At 53.5% G+C, this 21,305-nt stretch carries 17 protein-coding genes; 11 read left to right on the plus strand and 6 right to left on the minus strand.

The window, feature by feature from the left end; translation table 11 throughout:
• Position 1: 1 nt before the first annotated feature.
• Positions 2 to 1,300 carry an ergothioneine biosynthesis protein EgtB gene (gene egtB / locus C8R21_RS06670; RefSeq protein WP_107762004.1) on the minus strand — a complete coding sequence of 433 codons (1,299 nt, stop codon included), beginning with the start codon at positions 1,298 to 1,300 and terminating at the stop codon, positions 2 to 4.
• A gap of 193 nt (positions 1,301 to 1,493) precedes the next feature.
• On the opposite strand from egtB, the gene C8R21_RS06675 reads away from it, so the two are divergent.
• From C8R21_RS06675 to C8R21_RS06710, 8 genes are all read left to right on the plus strand, one after another.
• On the plus strand, positions 1,494 to 3,191 hold the full coding sequence (locus C8R21_RS06675; protein ID WP_258192290.1) for a protein adenylyltransferase SelO: 1,698 nt from the start codon (positions 1,494 to 1,496) through the stop codon (positions 3,189 to 3,191).
• 217 nt (positions 3,192 to 3,408) lie between these two features.
• Positions 3,409 to 4,608: an AI-2E family transporter gene (locus C8R21_RS06680; protein WP_107762006.1), complete on the plus strand. Its 1,200-nt coding sequence runs from the start codon at positions 3,409 to 3,411 to the stop codon at positions 4,606 to 4,608.
• Between the two features lie 26 nt (positions 4,609 to 4,634).
• Positions 4,635 to 5,120, plus strand: coding sequence for an MgtC/SapB family protein (locus tag C8R21_RS06685; RefSeq protein WP_107762007.1), 486 nt, complete (start codon positions 4,635 to 4,637; stop codon positions 5,118 to 5,120).
• 37 nt (positions 5,121 to 5,157) lie between these two features.
• Positions 5,158 to 6,666, plus strand: coding sequence for a pyruvate kinase (gene pyk / locus C8R21_RS06690; protein ID WP_107762008.1), 1,509 nt, complete (start codon positions 5,158 to 5,160; stop codon positions 6,664 to 6,666).
• Between the two features lie 409 nt (positions 6,667 to 7,075).
• Positions 7,076 to 8,212 carry an ABC transporter permease gene (locus tag C8R21_RS06695; protein ID WP_107762009.1) on the plus strand — a complete coding sequence of 379 codons (1,137 nt, stop codon included), beginning with the start codon at positions 7,076 to 7,078 and terminating at the stop codon, positions 8,210 to 8,212.
• 63 nt (positions 8,213 to 8,275) lie between these two features.
• Positions 8,276 to 8,971, plus strand: a complete 696-nt coding sequence (locus C8R21_RS06700; protein WP_107762010.1) for an ABC transporter ATP-binding protein — start codon at positions 8,276 to 8,278, stop codon at positions 8,969 to 8,971.
• Positions 8,968 to 10,143, plus strand: coding sequence for an HlyD family secretion protein (locus C8R21_RS06705; RefSeq protein ID WP_107762011.1), 1,176 nt, complete (start codon positions 8,968 to 8,970; stop codon positions 10,141 to 10,143). The genes C8R21_RS06700 and C8R21_RS06705 overlap by 4 nt, the downstream gene beginning before the upstream one ends.
• Positions 10,144 to 10,181: 38 nt before the next feature.
• Complete coding sequence (locus C8R21_RS06710) at positions 10,182 to 11,693, plus strand: efflux transporter outer membrane subunit (RefSeq protein ID WP_107762012.1); 1,512 nt, start codon at positions 10,182 to 10,184, stop codon at positions 11,691 to 11,693.
• Between the two features lie 166 nt (positions 11,694 to 11,859).
• On the opposite strand, the gene C8R21_RS06715 is transcribed toward C8R21_RS06710, so the two are convergent.
• The gene (locus C8R21_RS06715) at positions 11,860 to 12,939 is read right to left on the minus strand and encodes a GGDEF domain-containing protein (protein ID WP_107762013.1); all 1,080 of its coding nucleotides are present in this window, start codon (positions 12,937 to 12,939) and stop codon (positions 11,860 to 11,862) included.
• A gap of 144 nt (positions 12,940 to 13,083) precedes the next feature.
• Between C8R21_RS06715 and C8R21_RS06720 the strand changes: the two genes are divergently transcribed.
• Positions 13,084 to 13,767 (plus strand): hypothetical protein, encoded by a 684-nt coding sequence (locus C8R21_RS06720; protein ID WP_107762014.1) that lies wholly within the window; start codon positions 13,084 to 13,086, stop codon positions 13,765 to 13,767.
• Here the strand turns inward: C8R21_RS06720 and C8R21_RS06725 are convergent.
• Positions 13,727 to 15,250: an FAD-dependent oxidoreductase gene (locus C8R21_RS06725; RefSeq protein ID WP_258192291.1), complete on the minus strand. Its 1,524-nt coding sequence runs from the start codon at positions 15,248 to 15,250 to the stop codon at positions 13,727 to 13,729. The genes C8R21_RS06720 and C8R21_RS06725 overlap by 41 nt on opposite strands.
• Positions 15,251 to 15,482: 232 nt before the next feature.
• A complete protein-coding gene (locus tag C8R21_RS06730; protein WP_107762015.1) occupies positions 15,483 to 17,021 on the minus strand; it encodes a hypothetical protein in 1,539 nt (512 codons plus the stop codon).
• Between the two features lie 251 nt (positions 17,022 to 17,272).
• On the opposite strand from C8R21_RS06730, the gene C8R21_RS06735 reads away from it, so the two are divergent.
• Positions 17,273 to 18,547, plus strand: a complete 1,275-nt coding sequence (locus tag C8R21_RS06735) for an O-acetylhomoserine aminocarboxypropyltransferase/cysteine synthase family protein (protein ID WP_107762016.1) — start codon at positions 17,273 to 17,275, stop codon at positions 18,545 to 18,547.
• A 13-nt stretch (positions 18,548 to 18,560) separates the two neighbouring features.
• On the opposite strand, the gene C8R21_RS06740 is transcribed toward C8R21_RS06735, so the two are convergent.
• Positions 18,561 to 18,959: a MarR family transcriptional regulator gene (locus C8R21_RS06740; RefSeq protein WP_107762017.1), complete on the minus strand. Its 399-nt coding sequence runs from the start codon at positions 18,957 to 18,959 to the stop codon at positions 18,561 to 18,563.
• Positions 18,960 to 19,147: 188 nt separating this feature from the next.
• Here C8R21_RS06740 and C8R21_RS06745 point away from each other — a divergent pair, with 188 nt between their 5' ends.
• Positions 19,148 to 20,188 carry a fatty acid desaturase gene (locus C8R21_RS06745; protein ID WP_107762018.1) on the plus strand — a complete coding sequence of 347 codons (1,041 nt, stop codon included), beginning with the start codon at positions 19,148 to 19,150 and terminating at the stop codon, positions 20,186 to 20,188.
• A gap of 131 nt (positions 20,189 to 20,319) precedes the next feature.
• Here C8R21_RS06745 and C8R21_RS06750 read toward each other — a convergent pair whose 3' ends face one another.
• A complete protein-coding gene (locus tag C8R21_RS06750; protein ID WP_107762019.1) occupies positions 20,320 to 21,210 on the minus strand; it encodes an alpha/beta hydrolase in 891 nt (296 codons plus the stop codon).
• Between the last annotated feature and the right edge of the window lie 95 nt (positions 21,211 to 21,305).

Raw genomic sequence — 21,305 nt, forward strand, 5'->3', positions numbered from 1 at the left:
TTTAAGAATCTCTCAAATCTCTCGCAAGACGAATTCCGGAAAACTGCCAGCATGTATCCGCGGGGAAAAAATTACGAAAACTTGCCCGTATCCGCTCTTTTGGAATCGCGCATGACCCGCCGCGCAGCACATACTGGTTCACCATAGACCGGCTGTTATATTCGCCTACCGCCTCATCCCAGACAAAGGACATCGGTTCGTTCTCGTTGGGCTTTGCAGGATTGTAACCCGGATAAGGGGAGTAGCTCGACTGCGTCCATTCCCAGGCATCACCATAGAGTTGAGCAAGGCCTCCGGTATTTGCAGATGGCGTAGCCTCGCCTGCGGAGGAGGGATGAAAACGATTGTTATCAGCGAAACAACCTTCTATTTCCTGTTGAGAAGCAGCATTTTCCCATTCGGCTTCCGTGGGGAGCCTGGCGCCTGCCCATCGGCCAAAGGCATCGGCTTCGTAGAAGGACACATGAATGACCGGCAGATTCAGGTCCAGTGGCATGGCACCACTGAGGGTGAATTCCTCCCATCCCTGATCGCTTTCCCGCCAGTAAAGAGGATGCGACCGGCGGTTGGCTTTCATCCAGTCCCATCCTTCGGAAAGCCACAGCTCAGGATTGTCATATCCGCCGGCCTTCATGAATTCGAGGTATTCGCGATTGGTGACAAGCCGGGATGCGAGCTGGTAGGGTTCAAGGTATTGCTTGTGACGGGGCGATTCATTGTCGTAGCTGAACTCGTCTCCCTTATAGCCTATTTCAACGAGACCCCCGTCAAAACGACACCATTCGAGGGGTGGGGGGACAGGGGAATCAATGAGCGGATTCCTATTATAGGAAGGGTTCAAAGGGCTTTGGGAAAGCAGATGCTTGACGTCGGCCAGCATAAGTTCCTGGTGCTGCTGCTCATGATGCATTCCCAGCACCGCGAGCATGCGCAGCATTTCGTCTCCTTCCGAGCGTTTCAGGACCTGCTCCATACGTTCGTTGATGTTATTGCGGTATTCTCGAGTCAAGGACAAGGAGGGGCGGGTGAACAGCCCGCGTTTCGGATCAGGGTGGGTCTGACCGGATTTATTGTACGAGCTGAACATCGTGAGAAAAGCCGGGTGAAAAGGCGTGAAGGACTTTTCGTAGTGCTGCAATACAAACTTCTCAAAAAACCATGAAGCATGCCCCAGATGCCACTTTACCGGGCTTGTCTCGGGCATGGATTGTACACAGCAGTCCTCGTCGATCAGTGGCTCGATCAGACTTAAAGTCCGGTCGCGGATCGAGGAATATTTTACGTACAACGGCGTTGGCATGGCAGTCCTCCGAAGGATAGCGATCTACACCCAGAACACTTGGACAGTTCGATGTTCTAATCAGGATGAAAGGGCTTTATTCCCGGCAAGCTTACAAGGGGGATGCTGTAATAGCAATGAGCCAGTTTGTACAGCTTGCTTGTGAAGTCGCCAAATCGTTCGATATCAATCTGCTTACAGCATAAGGAAATAAATGAGCCAAAGCAATCTTCAGAGGAGTATGCCGATCGTCACGCTGTCAGATCTGTCCGATGCACGGTTCGATAACCGCTTTGTGCGCGAGCTGCCGGGCGATCCGGAAACGCGGAATGTTCCCCGTCAGGTGCTCAATGCCGGTTATACACGTGTGAGTCCTACGCCTGTTCGCTCACCGCGACTCCTCGCCTGGGCGGATGCAGTCGGCGAAATGCTGGGTATTGCCCGGCCGGCATCTCCAGTTTCGCCAGCAGTGGAAGTGCTTGCCGGTAACAGAATCCTTTCGTCCATGCAGCCTTATGCAGCACGTTATGGCGGACACCAGTTCGGACACTGGGCAGGGCAGCTTGGCGACGGGCGTGCCATCACTTTGGGGGAATTGATCAGCCCAAACGATAAGCGCTACGAGCTGCAACTCAAGGGTGCAGGGAAAACACCCTATTCGCGCACCGCGGATGGACGTGCGGTCCTGCGTTCTTCCGTGCGCGAGTTTCTGTGCAGTGAGGCGATGCACTCCCTTGGGGTGCCTACTACGCGGGCATTAAGCCTGGTTGCGACAGGGGAACCGGTGATACGAGATATGTTTTACGACGGGCATCCGGAGGCGGAACCCGGCGCGATCGTCTGCCGCGTCTCGCCCTCGTTCCTGCGCTTTGGCAATTTCGAGATACTTGCTGCCCAGAAGGAGCCAGAACTTCTCAGGCAGCTCGCCGACTTCGTGATAGGCGAACATTTTCCAGAACTGGCCTCATCCTATCGGGCACCTGAAGTTTATGCGAAATGGTTCGAGGAGGTTTGTCGCCGCACAGGTATCCTCATCGCGCACTGGATGCGCGTCGGTTTCGTCCACGGTGTGATGAATACCGATAATATGTCCATATTGGGGCTGACGATAGACTATGGTCCTTATGGGTGGCTCGAAGGTTTCGATCTGCACTGGACGCCTAATACCACTGATGCACAGGGGCGGCGCTATTGCTATGGTAACCAGCCCAAGATCGCGCAATGGAATCTGACTCGCCTGGCCGGCGCGTTGACGTCACTGATCGAGGATGACGCTGCGCTGGAGCAGGGGTTGGCAGTCTTTGGTGAAACATTCAATAACACATGGAGTGGCATGCTGGCCGCCAAGCTGGGGTTGGCCTCACTCAAACACTCCGACGATGACTCGCTTTTGAGCGACCTATTCGAAACGCTGCAACAGGTTGAGACGGATATGACGTTGTTCTTTCGTTGCCTGATGAACATTCCTCTGAATCCGATCTCCGGAGACAGGGCAGCAACCCTCCATGCTCCAGAGAGCCTGGAAAGCGTGGATCAAATGAACGACCATGGACTGGTCGAGCTATTCCGCCCGGCGTTTTACGACGAGCACCAGGCATTTTCTCATGTGCACCTCACACGACTGGCCGGGTGGTTGCGACGCTATATCGCAAGAGCCCGCCAGGAAGGGGAGCCCGCAGATATGCGTTACCATCGCATGAGCCGTGCAAATCCCAAATATGTGCTACGCAACTATCTCGCACAGCAGGCGATAGAAGCACTGGAACGGCGGGACGACTCTGTGATAACGCGGTTGATGGAAGTGCTGAAGCACCCCTATGACGAACAGCCTGAGTACGAGGACCTTACGGCAAGACGTCCGGAGTGGGCGCGTAACAAGCCCGGCTGCTCCGCTTTGTCGTGCAGTTCCTGAGCACGTTTATTGGATGGCGACGTGTTTCTGATGTAGGACCGGGAGTTGCAGTGGAAAGAAGGACATGTGCACTGCGAGCATTTGCACTTCTTTTTTTAAAAAGCACGAAAACCAGCGGGAAGCTTGTGATGTGGCAAGATTGGCAAGATCAGTTTCCATACCTGCTCAATATCCGGTGCTAACGTTCCTCTCATCTGAAATAAATAACGACTAGATCATGAGTGCTGTGCCCGAAAAGCTGCTTCCTGAAAGACTGGAAGGGGGATCAGAGGAAGGTTCTCCCGGCGCTTCCACTCAGGCGATAGATGAGGAAGCTGCGGCGCTTCGCGCTTTACCTCGTTTTGGGACAGCTATCGCACTCTGGATAATCGCACTGGTTGCGCTGCTAGGAGGTCTGCATTTCGCGCAGACCTTTTTTATTCCCTTGCTGTTCGGCATTCTCGTGAGTAACGCGTTAAGTCCTGTAGTTGGTTGGCTCGAGCGCTGCCGCATCCCTCGCGTACTCGGGGCTGCGCTTGTGCTTGTTGTCCTGCTTGGCAGCGTTTCATGGGTAGCCTTATCCTTGAGCGGTGATGCAGCCCTCATAGTGGAAAAACTTCCTGAGGTTGCGCACAAGTTGCGGCATAGTCTGAGAACCCTGCGAGCCGACGGTCCAACCGTATTGCAGCAGGTCGAGAAAGCGGCGAAAGAGCTTGAGAAAGCGGCGGTAGATGCAGGATTGAAATCGCCCGCGGCGGCGGTGGTTATTACAAGCCAGCCGGAAGATGGCGCATGGGTCAAGGATTTTCTACTCAAGCAGTCCGCGTTGTTGGTCTCGTTTGCCGCGCAAATGCCGGTCGTGTTGCTGCTGACCTATTTCCTGCTGGCGGCAGGAACACATTTTCGCCGTAAGCTCATAAAACTGGTCGGGCCATCGCTGACACGCAAGAAGGATGCGGTTCGAATACTGGAGGAGGTGCATTTACAGGTCCAGCGCTATCTGCTTGTCTTGATCATATCGAATACTTTGATCGCCGTACTCACTTGGTGGGCACTTGAATTGTATGGATTGGAACACGCCGGAGTGTGGGGGGTCGCTGCCGGGATATTACGTTTTGTTCCTTATCTCGGGACGATGATTATCCTGCTGGCAAGCGGCATAGCAGGTTTGCTGCAATTTGGTTCCCTTCCGCTTGCCCTCGCGATAGCGGCGACAACAGTTTTCATTTCCGGCTCCATTGGAATGTTGTTCGGCACCTGGTTGCAGGGAAGATTCGCGCGGGTGAATGAGGCTGTGCTGTTCATCGTGCTGTTATTTTTTGGCTGGCTGTGGGGCGTGGCTGGCTTGCTTCTGGGGGCGCCGCTATTGGCCGTTGCAAAAGTGGTTTGCGACGGCATCGAATCGCTCAAGCCTATAGGTGAAATGCTGGGGCGATAGCGTTATGTATCCTCTTTGGAGTTGTTATGGACGGATGGTGGCACGAAATATATAAAACGATAATAGTGGAGTTCTCCGATCTGCCCACTGCTGTCGAATTTACCCGTGTCATCTTGCGCCTCGCGATAGCTGCAATATTGGGTGCGTTGCTCGGCCTGGAGCGGGAACATAGCGGCAAGGCGGCGGGCGTGCGCACCCACATGTTGGTCGCCGTCGGCGCGGCTATCTTCGTGCTCGTCCCGCAGCAAATGCAAATGCCTGATGCGGAGGTGTCGCGTGTAATTCAAGGCGTCATTACGGGTGTCGGATTTCTGGGGGCTGGGACCATTCTTAAAAGCACCAGCGAGGAAACAGTAAAAGGACTGACTACGGCGGCAGGCTTATGGTTGACAGCCGCGGTGGGTATCGCGGCAGGTTTAGGGCGCGAGGGTTCGGCTGTTCTCAGCGCTTTTCTTGCATTTGTCATTTTACATCTCGTGCCTAAAATCCTGCCAAAAGGCACACTGCATTAGGTGACCGAGTGGAACCAGATCGATTGGAATACCAGCTATGACCCCATGGCATCGAACCAAAATTGTTTGTACGTTGGGTCCTGCAACGGATGCGCCCGGAGTTATCGAAGGTCTGATCAGCGGAGGAATGGATGTCGCTCGCATCAATGCCTCGCATAGTGATCACATCACGCATTCGCGTCGCGTCGAACAAGTTCGCCGGGCGGCAAGTGAGGCTGGGCAACCGGTAGCTATTCTTGTCGATCTACCCGGTCCAAAGTTTCGTCTTGACAATCTGCCCGATGATTGTTGCAGGCTGGCTGAAGGCGCTATCGTTACGCTTGTGGAAGAGGGCAGGGCGCTAGAGGCGGGTACTGATGATAGGGACGCCAGCCGGTTGCCAGTGCGCAACCCCGAATTACTCCAGGCGCTGCGCGCAGGGGAGCGGGTATTTCTGGCTGACGGATCGGTCGAGCTTTGTGTAGAGAGCAGTGCGACGGCTCAGTCCGGATTCGACGCCTCCCGAGTCCGATGTGAAGTCCTTATCGGCGGCGTCGTGCGCTCCGGGTCCGGCATCAATATTCCTGAATCGGCACTGCTTGAGCTCGTTCCGACTGACGATGACCGGCAACATCTTGCCTTTGCGCTTTCCCGGCAGGTGGAGTGGATAGGAATTTCCTTTGTTCAGTCAGTTGATGATATCCACCGCGTGCGTGCGTTGCTTCCTTCCACTGGGGGGCCGCTCGTGATGGCAAAGATAGAAAAACGCCAGGCACTCGTCAATCTGGAGGAGATTGTGGAGGCAGCCGATGGGGTAATGGTGGCGCGGGGAGACCTGGGGGTGGAAACCGATCTCGCCGAAATCGCGCTGGTACAGAAGCGAATTATATCGGTGGCGAACGCTCGGGCACGTCCCGTAATTACCGCTACCCAGATGCTCGAATCCATGGTGGCGTACGAGCATCCGACACGTGCCGAGGTAACCGATGTGGCGAATGCGGTGCTGGATGGCACAGACGCGGTAATGCTTTCCGCTGAAACGGCAATCGGACAGTTTCCCGTCGCGGCTGTGAGGATTCTTCACCGGGTGATTGCCGCTACCGAAGCAAGGGGTAACAGATCCACCAAACTCGAAGAGGCGACCTGGTATGACAAGCGCACGCTGAATGAGATGCAGTCTGTGAGCATATCGGGCTGGAAACAGGATAATCTTGGCTTTTCCGCATGTGAACTTGCAGTTCGTATGGGCGCGCGGGCGGTGGTTGTTTTCGTTCAATCCGTGGCAGCAGCGCTGGAAGTCGCGCGTTTCCGCCCGCAGGTGCCCGTTGTTGCGATCACCGGTTCTGCCACGCTATATCGCAGCCTGGCGCTGGCTCATGCGATTGCACCGCTTTTATGCGACGAATGCAACGCTACTGCCGAGCCTCGAAGTTTGATAACGAAGGCGCAGGCCTGGTTGCTGGCACAAGGATTGGCGCGGCCAGGGGACGAAGTCGTTCTTCTGACCGCATCACAGATGATTGACGGAAAACTCGATACCTTGCAGATCGTTCAACTGGCTTCCTGACCGCCCAGTTCTCGGTGTTTGCGTCGCTTCGGAACGGTCCGTCACGATTTATCTTTGTGGAAGCAGGAATATCTCTGGCTTGGTTCTCTTCTCGCCTGTCCAGAGACACCAGAGAGGTTTGCCTGGAAACGTCAACACCCAGCCCTACAATTCAGTCATGAGCAGCAGATACTCACAAGTGCATTGTGAAGGCATAAATCCAGCCCGTATGCCTCAACGTAAATAGTCCTATAGTACGTAATATAGCTAGAAATGGAATCAATTTTTAGCGACTCCTGAAAGAGGAAACAGATCAAGGCCGAAAGAATCTTCGCGGCATCCCGTTGACTATCGCTAGGCGAACTAAAATGAAATAAGTTGTTCCACTGTACGAGGGAAAATAGCAGAGGCAGCGTGCGGCGAGAGAAGCGTGAAAGGAATCCTGAAAATTGCCTTCAAACTCCTTGTCAATGACAAAGGAAAATATGCGGCCTTGCTGGTCGGGATCACCTTCGCGGTTTTCCTGATGGTGCAGATGATCTCCATATTCTCGGGCATTCTTATCAAATCCTCATCGACCGTCATCAATCTGGGAGCAGATATGTGGGTCATGGATCCCGCTGTTAATAACGTTGCCAGCAGCATCCCTCTCCCCGACTACGTTCTCGATGCGGTGAGAAGCATCGAGGGCGTCAATTATGCCGTCCCTCTGTATTCAGGCGCTGCGCTGGTCAAGCTGAGGAACGGCATTTTCCAGCCGGTAACCATCCTGGGGCTGGATGACCACAGCCTTTTCGGCCGTCCAGAGTTGATCGAAGGTGAAATTGAAGACATCTATGCCGAGAACGCCTTCATTGTTGTCCAGGATGCCGAGGTGCGCAAGCTTGGGCACCCAACGGTGGGAACCGAGTTCGAGCTCAATGACCACCGTGGGGTTATCGTGGGAATTGCAAAGGTCGGGGCAAGCGGACTGTTCGGCCTTCCGACTCTCTATACGACTTACAGCAAGGCAATCCAGTACATTCCGTCTCCACGATTCACAATTTCGTACATCCTTGTCGAGCCGAAGAGTCCCGAGGCGGTTACGCATATTGAAAGCGAAGTCCGCCGCCTCGGCTATCTCGCGCTGACAAAGGATGAATTCATGGAGAAGATCGCGAATTTCTATAAATATCAGACGGGTCTGGGCACCAATATCCTTATCATGACGGCCGTGAGTTTCCTGGTTGGCCTCTCCATTTCCGGCCAGACGTTTTATACCTTCATCCTTGAGAACCTTGAAAAATTTGGCGCACTGAAAGCCATCGGGGCCAAGGGGAGAGAGCTTATATACATGATCCTTTTTCAGGCAGCGTTCACTGCGTTGGTAGGGTACGGGCTGGGAGTCGGTCTATGTGTCCTGATTATCGTACTGGCAAAGATCAGGGTTCCGGAATATTCAGCTACCGTCACTTTTACCACCCTTGCCTTTGCATTTGTCATGGTCCTGATCATTGCGGCGATTTCGAGCTATATTGGGATAAGAAAGGTGCTGAAGATCGAGCCTTTCGATATCTTCCGGGGTTGAACGCGGCCTAGGCCGCCGGTTGCGTTCCCGGTAGTCTCCAGCCTACGGTAGAGGTGGGGCGCTGTGGATACTGCAATTTCAGCCAAAGAACTGACCAAATGGTTCGGCGAAGGCGATCTTCGGACTTACGCTGTCAAAGAAGTCAGTTTCGATGCCTATTTTGGCGAGATCCTTTTTGTGGTTGGGCCGTCGGGGAGCGGGAAAACCACGTTGTTGAGCATGATTTCCGGCATCCTGCGGCCGGATTCAGGAACAGTGAATGTTGATCACGTCGATATCTGGAGTCTCACGCCGGATCAGATCGCCGAATTCCGCCTGAACAAGGTTGGGTTCGTATTCCAGGACTACCACCTGTTTCCACGCCTTACCACGGCTGAGAACGTTGCCATTCCCCTTATCCTGAAGAAAAAGGACTGGAATGAATCCATCCGCGACGCTGAACATTACCTTGATGTCGTCGGGCTCAAAAACAAAGCCCAGCTCGCACCGGTGAAATTGAGTGGAGGCGAGCAGCAGCGGGTCGCCATTGCCCGGGCCCTGGTCGCCCAGCCCGATTTGCTGATTTTCGATGAGCCTACCGCTTCGCTGGATGGAGACACCGGGCGGCGCATTATGGAATTCGTGAAGAACCGCATACTCAATGATTCCCGGTGCATCCTGATCGTCACGCACGACAGCCGCATCTTCGAATACGCCGACAGAATAATGAGGATGGAGGATGGCAAGACCGTCGGGATTGAAAAAAGGGCAGATCATTGAGAAATCAGATGCTGATCGCCATTGCCGCCCTCGGTATTCTGGTCGGGGCCGTGAACGCATTTCTGGCTGTCCAGCAGAAGAAGCCCCAACCTCCTGTCTTCAATCCCGCACAGAATCCTTATGAGAAAGGAATTTATTCGAACGGAATCATAGAGAGCTACCAAGCCACGGGGGAAAACATCAATCTGTACCCCGAGGTCGCGGGGGTGGTCACGCAAATCATGGTGGCGGAGGGGCAAACCGTAATGCAGGGGCAGCCGTTGCTGAAAATGGATGATTCGATTCAGAGGGCAACCGTGGAGCAGCAGCGTTCCCAGGCCGAAGCTGCGCTGGCACTTCTGGAAGAGCTGAAAGCCCAGCCCCGCAAGGAAGTTCTGGATGTTTCCCTGGCACAGCTCGATTATGCAGCCGCTAATCTTCAAACGGCGGAAACGCAACTGCAGAAGCAGCAGGCTTCATATGACCTCGACCCGCGCTCGGTTAGCAAGGATACTCTCGACAATGCGATCAATGCAGTGAATGCCGCCCGGGCAAATCTGGAGGTCGCCAGCCGCAACTATCAGTTGACGAAGGCCGGGGCGTGGAGCTACGACATCCGCAATCAGGAGCGGCAGTATGCCGCCTTGTCGAACACCTATCAGGCTGGGCTTGCGTTGCTGAAAAAATATACGGTTTACGCGCCTGCTGACGGCGTCATTTTGTCGATCGGCGCTGCCATAGGCAGTTACGTTTCCCCCCAAGGTATCTATGGAACGTACACTTCAGGGATGGATCCGGTATTGGTCATGGGAAAGCCGGAAAACGAACTGGCGGTACGATGCTACGTTGACGAAATCCTGGTCCATCGCTTGCCCGATCCGGCGAAAATGCGCGCGCAGATGTTCATTCGCGGCACGAAGATCCGCATTCCGCTTGAATATGTCCGTGTGCAACCCTACATCTCGCCGAAGATTCAGTTATCGAACCGGCGGACAGAGCGCGTCGACGTCCGGGTTTTGCCGGTGCTTTTCCGGTTTCAGAAACCAAAGGATATCCAGCTCTACCCCGGTCAGCTGGTGGATGTTTACATCGGGGAAGAGGCGCCCGCCGGGGAAAAAGCGTTCTCGGGGGAGACGCAGGCAGATGCTGCCATGAAAGAGAAGGAGCAGGAAAGAACAGGAAGCAAGCCATAGCAGTCTAAGTAGCCAGCAGCATCAAACCGAAGGCGGACATGATGAATGCGATGGGCGCTATAAGAGGCGGAATTTATACCAGCTTGATGCTGGTACTGGGCGGCTGTATGGTGGGGCCCGATTTTGTACGGCCGAATCCACCCGAGACAGCGCGTTACCTGCCCGGGGAGCCGCTGGAAGGAGCAATTCCTGTAAAGGATCAGGCACAATATTTTGATGCAGGAGCTGACCTCATAGCTGACTGGTGGCGGTTGTTCAAATCGCCCAAGTTGAATGCGCTCGTCACGGAGGGGATCAACAATAACCAGAGTCTCAGGGCAGCGCAGGCGGCATTGCGGCAAAGCCAGCATAATCTTCTCGCTGGTTATGGCGTATTTTTCCCCCAGGCGGACGCGGGCGGTTCGGCCGTCCGGCAGCGGTTCTCGTCAGCGCGCTTCGGGGGCAGTACCAGTGCAACATTCAACTTGTTCACGTTGTCGACGACGGTCACCTATGCGCTCGATATATTCGGCGGCCAGCGGCGTGCCGTGGAGAGTCTCAGGGCGCAAAGGGATTTTCAGCGCTATACGGTATTGGCCACTTACCTCACGCTAACCGCCAATATCGTCAATACTGTAATTGCCAGGGCGGCATACGACGCGCAGATCGAGGCAACAAAAGAGCTTATCGCGCTGCAGCGGGAGCAAATCGAGATCACCCAGGCGCAAATCCGGGCTGGAACAGTTCCGTACGTCAGTGGGGTCACGCTGCAAACCCAGCTCGCATCTCTTGAAGCCACACTTCCCGCGCTGGAGCAGGGGCGCGACCAGGCGGAGCATTTGCTCGACACGCTGATGAATTATGCGCCAGGGGAGGGGCTGACGGCTCAGATCAGCCTCGCCGATCTTTCATTGCCCCAAGATCTGCCTGTTGCACTGCCTTCCACGCTCGTGCGCCAGCGTCCTGACATTCTCGCTGCCGAAGCCCAGGTTCATCAATTTACGGCGAACATAGGCGTCGCGACGGCCAATATGCTTCCAAGCTTCACCTTGAGCGGCACCTATGGACAAAACGCCCGGAACCTCATGGATGTTTTCATGAGCAGTGGAAACTTCTGGAGTGCAGGAGCCGCCTTTGCCGCCCCGATATTCCATGGCGGCACGTTATGGCAGCAGCGAAAGGCTGCCATTGAGGCTTACAAGCAGTCGCTTGCCAATTATCGTCAAACGGCCCTCAACGCCCTCGCGCAGGTCGCAGATCTGCTTCTCGCGCTGGAGCACGACGCGGAGACTCTGCAGAGCCAGCTGCAACAGCTCAGTTCAGCCCGTGAAGCATTGCGCCTTGTCCGAATCAACCATCAGGCGGGGCTCGTCAATGACCTGCAAGTACTGATCACGAACAGTCAGTATCTCCAGGCCAGGCTCGGCTATATAGGGACATTGGGTCAGCGCTTCCAGGATACTTCGGGATTATTTGTCGCCTTGGGAGGGGGGTGGTGGAATGCTGAGGGAGAAGGTGAATTGACGGGGATGGAGGAAATTTTCTTCAATCCAGACTCACCTATTCCCTAGCAAAACCCAGACGAGCCAGTTCCGACTGAAGGTACTGGAAATCAGCGAAGCGATCTTGTTTTGCCGAGCTTGTAGCCCACGTCCCTCACTTCTCGCTGTGCCCATTGCCTTGGTATCAGAGTGGCTCATATGTTCGGACAGTACTGAACGGGTGACTGTTGGACTCCTACATTTCCTTGGTAGTCACCACGCAATTCCGGCCTCTTCTTTTTGCCTCATACATTGCCGCATCTGCCCGCTCAAGCAGTGATTCTCTGGATTCCCCAGGTTTCAGCATTGCCACGCCCAGGCTGATGGTAATGTGGATGTTAAATTTTTTTATGTGAAATGGCGTCCTCATGACTCCCAGGCGTATGCGTTCGGCAATTACCTTCGCCAATTCGAGGTCGGTGTCCGCCATAATGACGACGAATTCCTCCCCGCCGAACCGGCCGATCATGTCGAAGTCGCGCGTCGCAGATTTTATACGCCCCGCCAAATGCCGCAGCACCAGATCACCGACCATGTGGCCGTAGGTATCATTGATTTTCTTGAAGAAATCGAGATCCGACATGATGAGGCACAAAGGGCTGCGTTCATGCCCTCTACGCACCGCTCGTTTGATGTGGTGTTCGAGAGACTCCATGAGCTTTCTGTAGCTCATCGTGCCTGTCAGCTCGTCGGTCCAGGCTTTTTGCTGCAAGCGCGATGCTTCCGCCCGCAGTGTGTCCAGTTTTTCTTCCAGCTCGTAGAGCTCCGGAAGACGGTAACCTTCGGCGGAAAGGTACAAGTCAAGTGCAGTGAGATTGAGGATGATGTTCAGAAGCGCTCTATTTTTATCCGCATTAAGATCAGCTTTGTCCGACAGACTGTCTATCAGCGCCTGCTGTATCAGAAAGGAAGGAAGCTGCAAGGCTCCCAGTGGGATGTTTGCATGCGCGAAAGCTGCAGCCAGCGCCAGCCGCTCTTCAAAATAACCTGGCGTAGCAAAATTTTTGCCAAAGGATTGCAAGCGATATTTCCATTCCTGCCTGAAGGCTTCGGTACCGATATCCTTCTCGATCAGTTCAAAACTATCACTGTCCATCATTACGGCAAAGCAGGAATTGATTATTTCATCGACTCTTTCAGGAATGACTTCGGGCAGCAGGCTGCTTGCGGCTACTTTTTCATGAGCCGCGTCCAGTCCCAGCAAGGAAAGCGTCTGCTGGATTCGGTCTTTGTCGAACCCGAGCGTTGCACAATGCGGCGTTGCTTCGGTATTCACTTATTCGCGGACGGTTGGGTGCGAGAAAATCCGTGGCTGAGCGGTTGCGACATAAAGGATAACGCATTATTCTCCCTCATTGCTATTCTTACTATTGGTCCCCTTGCTTGGCCAGGAGCCAAACGCGCCCTTCTGGAGTTTTTTATGAATATCAGCCGTGGAATAGTACTCGGCTCTGTTATTGCTTCTTTTGCACTGGCTGGCTGCACTTCGCCAAAAAAGTCTTTTCTGGGGGCGTCTTTTCCAAGAGTTACCTATAGGGACATCGCGGAGCGGAATGTACCGCTTCGGTTAAAGCTTAATGTCGAATTTCAGCGCAATGGCAAACATTTTCCCAAAGGCGATATCCCCCTGAAGGATTATGCAAATGCAATACTCAGGGATACGCGGGTAGTGGTGCCAGTAATTGATCGGGCGGAGGGAGAGGTCAGAGTGGTCTTGAACAACATCGCTGATAGCGGAACGGTCGCATCGGAGGCTGCCCGCACGGGATACCCCTTGTGGGTGATTGGCAAGACCATTACTGATGCATATGAATTATCCATGTTCATCACGACCAAGGAGGGGATGATCAGCCGGACAGGAATAAAGCAGGCTGTCCATACCGCGATTGGCAATATGAGCATACCGGAGAATGTGCCTACTTTTCCTCAGGACCAGGCCTTCGGAAAAGTGCTGGAACAGATGATTCTGCAGGCGCTGGTGGAGATGCAGCAAAGTGGAGAGCTTACATGGTTGAGTTTGCCGGTCGTCGTTTTATCGGGAGAAACGACGCATAGGTATTGGCTTAGTGCCCCGGCAGAATATGTCTTCGGAGCGGCTCGGTAGCCGGCCCCTCGATTACCGAGCCATCAGGGGCGAAGCGGCTTCCGTGACAGGGGCAGTCCCAGCTTTTTTCCACCGCATTCCAGTGCACCCTGCACTTCATATGAGTGCAAACAGGCGAAACGGCAAACAATGTTCCCTCGGCATCTCTGTAAGCAGCAAGCGATTCACTTTCGAATTTGACGATCGCAGCCTTGCCCGGCATGAGTTGAGACAGTGGTATAGCCTCCCGATCGGTGATGTAGTCCTTGATGAAGGACTTCATTACCGTGATATTTTCCTCGACCATCCCCTTTATGCCTTTCACTGGTTCAAAGCGGCTTGCCTTGACAAGGGGAGCAAAAGCGTTGTCACGCCCCGCAATCTGGTCAGCAATGAGTGAGGCCGCAAGAGTTCCATAGGTGAGGCCATCGGTTTCAAATCCGGTCGCGATGAAGCAATCCGTTGCGTCGCGGCCGATATATGGCAGACCATCGGCAGCGCTGTAATTCTGGGCTGACCATCGGTAATCAATTTCCTTCATGCCAAGATATTCGCTTGCTGCCGTTTCCAGCCGGTCGATGCTGGTCCTGGTATCCTGCTGCCCGGTTTTATGCTCTTCGCCGACACAGATGAGGTATGTCGCATCCTCGACATCTAGGGTACGAACCGAAAGCCTCTCCAGGCCGCTGCTCCAGAAGATTCCTGCGGGATATGTATCCCTGGTGATTCGCTTGGCAAGTCCGTATTCCCGGTTCACTACCATTTCGGTCTGCACGAGGTGAATACCTTTGGGCGAGTGAGTTGCAAGCACGATTTCCCTGGCAGTTACCGTGCCGTTAGCGGTACGTACGACATGCTGATCTGCATCCACTTCCAGGACCATCGAATTTTCGAAGATGCGGCAACCCTGTTTTGCCGCCTGCTGCGCGAGTTCGCGGACATATGTCTGCGGATGGAACTGAGCCTGGTTATCCAGAACCAGCACTCGTCCATGTGGGGTGGGAAAAGGATGCGGAAGCTTGTCTTCCAGACGCACCGATAATCCTGCATTGAGCGAACCTTCGTACTCCTGTTGCACGCGATCCTTTCCACCTGCTGAGGTAGCGTAGCGGTGTAATGGGCAACGCCGGAATCCGCAGGCGATATTGTATTTTCGCACCCGCTCCTCGATCTGATCCACTGCCTGGCGCCGGGCAGTGGTGACGGCGTGGGCGACATCCCTACCCCATCTCTCGACAATGGGATGAATACCACGGCTTAAGGTTTCGTAAAGGTTGCCAGTGGAGTTTCCTGTGCTGCCGAAACCGCAGTCCCGAGCTTCCAGCAATACTGCTCCGATGCCTTGCTCAGCCAGATTCAAGGCCAGGGATACGCCGGTTATCCCGCCGCCTACAATCACGACATCCGTGGTGATCTCTTCCTGCAGTATCGGAAAACCGGCAGAGTGTGCTGTGGCACGCCAGACAGAAGTTGTGTCCATCATGTATCCTTTTTTATTCGACATTTTCAAGTTATGGGGTATCGGCTTCAAGGAATTACCCCACCCCGTGCTCAACTCGCTAAAGCATTGGCAGCGGCTTTTAAAAGCTCTCTTCCACGGAATAATAGATGTGGAAGATTGATCGTTAGCATTAATGATTTGCTGGGGTTTTTCTGTACGCTACGGCACAAAGCGCCTGCCGGAAATCAATGGGGCCGGAGTACTCCGGCCCCATTGATTACACCGGACTAAACAATTAGTTGATGACCTTGTGTACTCTGTAGAGCATTTTGTCGAGTTTATGCGGCAGTTTGATTTTTTGTATCAGTGACTCGGCAATGGCAGGGGTAAATTGATTGGCCAACAATGCAGCGAGAGGTCCTGCGGCGGCTGCTGCGGCAAGCCAGGGCATGCTAATGCCCAACCCAAAGTAAATTCCCACCCCTGGTAGGGCAGCGAGTGCGCTCGTGCCGACAGTGAACAGTTTTGCCAGTTTTTTCTCCTTTGCGATAAGATCAAAGGATTCGGACTCAATAGCATTGTATTGGCTGATCAAGTCCTGGAGTTCTGGCTTCCTGCCATCCACATGCGAAGCAGAGCCAAATTGGCGCAGGATTTTCGCTGCTGCTTTGAGCCTGGAATGGTTGCGCTCCAGAACATCGATGAGTGAATCGATCCTTTCATCGGTGAAGACAATCTGTGCCGGGTCCTGGTTGAGGCGTATTTTCAGGGATGCGATACTGTCCGGGTTCAGAGGCGAATTTTTGTCGAACAGGCAATAAAGCAGCTGGTCGATGAGTTCATCATATTGCGGGTCATCGTGAACAGGGTCCGAGGGGTAGACGTGCAGCCGCATCAGCTCCTTGTATTCGTCTGGCATAATATTGTAAGTGGTGCCGAATGAGGCTGTAATCGGCGCGGTGAAATTGAGATGACATATGCGTGCCAGGTGCATGAATTTTGCCATATCCCCGACCGAGTGCCGCGCACGTCCATACGCTTCCGTAAGCTGCTGATTGACCTGATAAGGGAGATAACCTTCCACCGAGCGCAGGTATGCGTAGTGCCAGAAAGTGGCATCCGGGCTCGAGCGCCTGCCCCGAAAATAGCTTTCCTGCACCCGCCGGTCGTTATCCGGCAATCTTGAATAGTCCAGGCAGACGTGCTTGAGTGTTTGCGCTGCCTCGGCATGATAGTTTTCGTATTGCAACGGCTGGCTGGTTTTGTTGCCAGAGCCGATACGTTGGCCGGTTTTGGTAATCGCCGCGTCGAAGATACTTTTGCGTATCGCGCTGCCGAAATACACCGCGTTCGGGGCTTCGGTAAAAATCTGTTCAAGCCTGGCTTGATAGGCCATATGGCCAGCGAGGTCATTCTGCAGGTCGGAATCGTAATCCCGCAGATTCAGGTAAATGAATCCTTTCCGTGCCAGCTTGCATAGCGAGGATAGGGATAGACCGAAAGGCGCGGGGGATTTCAGGGTTTCCAGCGTAAGATCGACTGTCAGTTTCGACTGAGTCATCAGTTGTAGCGGGAGCGGAAGGGAGTCGATCCAGCTTCCCGTTTCGTTGGCAATCGTTCCGAACCCCTTGATCACCGCCGCCATCGTATCCCTGGAAAAATCGGCGAAGTCGGAAATATTCGGGTTCGCGGGCAGTTTTCGAGCCATGGCTGCCTGTGCAGCTTCATGCTGCTGCTGATCATGCCGTTTTATGAGATCATCGGGTGTCATGAGAAGCTTGCCGAAGATATTTATTGGGGTTGGGATGGGGTCATTATCGTTCTGATCGCTCATTGTTATTACGTTGGGACAAATATGTTATATGTTTTTTGGTAAAGGATAGGTTTCGAGTTTGATCGGCTTGTAAACTTCCTCTCATCGAGGCTCTCTCCAGTCCTTTCCAGGAAGCGGGAGTTTGATTGAGAGTTCTCCTCCAAAGGAGTGGAAGCGGAGTGACACACCCGGGCATCGAGTCGAGAATCTCTTCTGGCAGATCGTCTAGCGAAAGAGAAGGTATCTATTTAATCTGAATGGAAAAGAACGGTATGAAACTGGAATCTCTGGCATTGCATTACGGATATAAATCAGAAGCTTCGACGAAGGCTGCGGCAGTACCGATTTATCAGACGACTTCCTATACATTTGACAACACACAGCATGGAGCTGACCTGTTTGACTTGAAGGTGCCGGGAAATATTTATACACGGATAATGAACCCGACCAATGCGGTGCTGGAGCAGCGTCTGGCAGAGATGGAGGGTGGAGTGGGTGGACTGGCGGTTGCGTCAGGGATGGCGGCAATCACTTATGCCGTCCAGTGCATCGCTAATGCCGGCGACAATATTGTGAGCACCAGCCAACTGTATGGGGGTACGTACAATCTGTTTGCGCACACTTTTCCCAGGCAGGGAATCGAGGCGCACATGGTATCGCACGATGATTTTGATGGAATCGAGCGATGCATAGACGATAAAACCCGGGCAGTTTTTTGTGAATCCATCGGAAACCCCTCGGGAAATGTTGTCGATATCGAGAAGATCGCCGAGATTGCCCACGGGCACGGGGTGCCCCTCATTGTTGACAGTACGGTTTCCACCCCTTATCTATGTCAGCCTTTCAAGCTCGGAGCGGATATCGTCGTGCATTCGCTGACGAAATATATCGGTGGACATGGTACGACGGTCGGAGGAATGATTATCGATTCAGGGCAATTCGACTGGATAAAGCATAAGGACCGCTTCCCCTTGCTGAACGAGCCTGACCCTTCATATCACGACGTTGTTTATACAGAAGCATTTGAAGCCGCGGCTTTTATCGGTCGCTGTAGGGTTGTGCCATTGCGCAACACGGGGGCAGCGCTGGCGCCCCATAGTGCATTTTTGATACTGCAGGGGCTGGAAACACTGGGTTTGAGAATGGAGCGGCACTGTGAGAATGCCTTGAAGGTGGCGCAGTATCTGGAAGCGCATCCCTTGGTAGAGCGTGTTAATTACGCAGGTTTGCCCAGCAGTAAATATTATGACCTCTGTAACAGGATCAGCAAGGGGAAAGCATCCGGCCTGCTGAGTTTTGAGATCAAGGGTGGAGCGGTTGCCGGCAGCGAGTTTAGCGATGCGCTGAAGATGATCCTGCGGCTGGTCAATATCGGCGATGCCAAATCGCTCGCCTGTCATCCTGCATCAACCACCCACAGGCAGTTGAGCCCTGAAGAATTAAAGGCTGCGGGGGTTTCACCGGGTCTTGTGAGGATATCGGTTGGGATTGAGCATATTGACGATATCATCGAGGATATCGCGCAGGCACTTGATTCAGTTACCTGACTTTACGCTTTGTTCAACCGGTCTGCCAGGATGCCTCCTGAAGCATCGAGATGGAGCGGTCCAGGAAAAGTTCGATTTTTCGCTTGAGATCAGCTGACATCGTGATTCGCCGGGATCGCTGATCCTGTGGGTCCATTCGTTCGATGAGCAAACCGTGATCAATGGCTGTCTGGATATATTTGATTGCTGTCCGCTGGCTGATGTGCGGCATGAGCTTATATAACTCGGATTTTCGGAAGGTATCGTCCTCTGAACTGTTAATCTTGAGCCACATCTGCGTGAAAAGGTCGTAGTAATTCAGGTCATGGAAAAGCTTGTTCCCCAGCATCTCTATCCAGTATTGATCGAGATCTGTCAGCAGTTGAACGAACTGGCGGCGCCGGGCGTTTGACTGCTCATAAAGTCCGGTCATTTTTCCTTTCTCTTCCTTCCCTTTGTTTTGGAACCGTAGGCTTTATTATATCGGCAGAATAGTATACATATACATGCACTTTTACATGTATAATTACCATATCAGATTTGACTTGCCTCTATGGTGGGAGCCTGTGGTTTCCGGCTGACGGGGACGCGAAGACGTAAACTGTTGCGAGCTATAAAACCATGTTCACGAAAATCGAGGAAACATACTTTCGCTGTAAAGGGGGCTTGCTTCCGAGCGTTTCAGCCTTGCTTTATTGTCATTTGAGCTATCTGGGGGGATTTGGGCTTATCCTGTCCCTGCACCCGGTTCTTATGGTGATTGGCACGTTTGCCGTGGCTCACGGTATGGTGATTGCCTCGTACCTGATTCATGAGTGCGGGCACAATACGCTGTTCAAATCACCGCAGCATAATGCGCTGCTGGGTAGCATGTTGAACTGGTTGACGGGGGGTTGCTACGGCACTTTCGCTGATCTGCGGGAGAAGCATATGCGGCATCATGTCGATAATGCGGATGTCATCGAGTTCGACTACAGGGGTTATCTTGCCCGCCATCCCGTCCAGCGTAAACTTGTTGAAGTGCTGGAGTGGCTGTATGTGCCCGCTATAGAGCTTCTTATGCACGGTGTGCTCATTTTTGCACCGTTCATCTTCGAGGAGAAGAAAGATCAACGGCTTCGGACAGCGAAGGTTATTCTTGTCCGGTTCGGTCTGCTTGCGACGCTATTCGTGTATTCGCCACTTGCCTATCTGTGCTACCTGACTGCCTATGTCATATTTCTGACAATCCTGCGCTTCATGGATGCGCTTCAGCATAATTATGACACTATTATAGGGTTCGATAACGATGCGGAATTGGTGAAATACCGGGGTGACCGGGATTATGAGCAGACTCACACATTCAGCAATCCGGTTTCGATCAGGCATCCATGGTTGAATCTCATTACCCTGAATTTTGGCTATCATAACGCCCACCACAGCCGGCCGACCACACCCTGGCACGAGTTGCCGAAGCTGCACAGAGCGCTATATGGGGCGCAGTATGAGAGCCGGTTGCCGTTTGTCATCCCGTTCCGGAAACAGCTTTCGAGCTTCCATAAGAGCAGGGTTGCTCGCGTAATGGGGGATGGCAGGGAAGCCCAAGGGAATCTTTTCGCACATCGGCTCCAGGATGGTTCCGCCGTCGGCGCGAACGGCGTATCTTTCCTGACTCCATTTTAAAAACTGCTGCCAGCGCCGCGAGTTCCTTTGCGGCAATGGGCACTTCTTTTATCGCTTTATCGCTTTATCGCTAACGTCATTTGCTATGGACGACCAGGGACGATCGCACAATTAACAGTCAGATCAGAGCATCAGTTTCGCCTGGGCAAGTACCGATCCAGAAAATCCAGTATGCGATTTTCGTATTCCCTGCCTGCGTAGGTGTGCATATTGAAATGTCCTCCACCCGGAACAATCCATAATTCTTTTGGTTGACGGGCAGCAGCAAACAGCCTTTCGGTTTCTGCTACTGTCGTATGTCGATCGTCAGTCCCTGAAATCAGCAGAAGAGGCGAACTGAGATTACCCATGCGGTCGATCGGATTCAACTCGTCGGAATTTACATCGAGACGAAAGGAGAGCTGCCATAGCAGCAAGGGGGAGAAAACCGGCCCGAAGTTTCCAAGGTGAAGTCTGAGGCGGTTGTCCACTGCTTCATCGATGGTGGGATGGAGGGATTCAAGCACCATGGCATCGAGCCGCGGTGGATTTTTCGCGAGTACAATCGCGGCTGCACCAAGCGAGACGCCAATCGCGCCGATTCGTTCGCCCGGAAAAGTATTACGCAGCCAGACGATAGCCGCTTCCACATCTTCAGCTTCCTGGACGCCGAAGGTGATGCGTTCTCCCGGCGTTTCACCGTGCGCCCGAAGATCGATGAGGAGAGCGCCATATCCCTGCCGGTTCAAAAACCGGGCGCGGCTCAGCATTTCCACCCGATTGCTCCTGAGAGAATGAACCAGCAGTACCACGCCGCGTCCGCGTACTCCGTGCACCAGCCATCCATGCACGTTTGAGCTTGCTTCGTGGGCATCAGTGTAGACGGGAATCTCCACCGGTTCGACTGGCAGGTCGATCGAGAGCGTATTCACCGCGGTGGGTACTGCTCCGGACAGGAGTTCGCCCACTCCAAGCGCTGCCAGCAAGATGACAGCAATGCAGGAGGAAAAGAAAAAAATCCCGATCAGAATCCAGCGGCGCATCTTATAAGAAAATAATGGATCTGTCTCAGACAGGGGGATGCGGCTGTGTCCGGGCTTGCTATAAGTGTCCTATACAAGACTTGCCTCTTCCGTCC

It is taken from the genome of Nitrosospira multiformis (assembly GCF_003050865.1).
Taxonomy (GTDB): Bacteria; Pseudomonadota; Gammaproteobacteria; order Burkholderiales; family Nitrosomonadaceae; genus Nitrosospira; species Nitrosospira multiformis_E.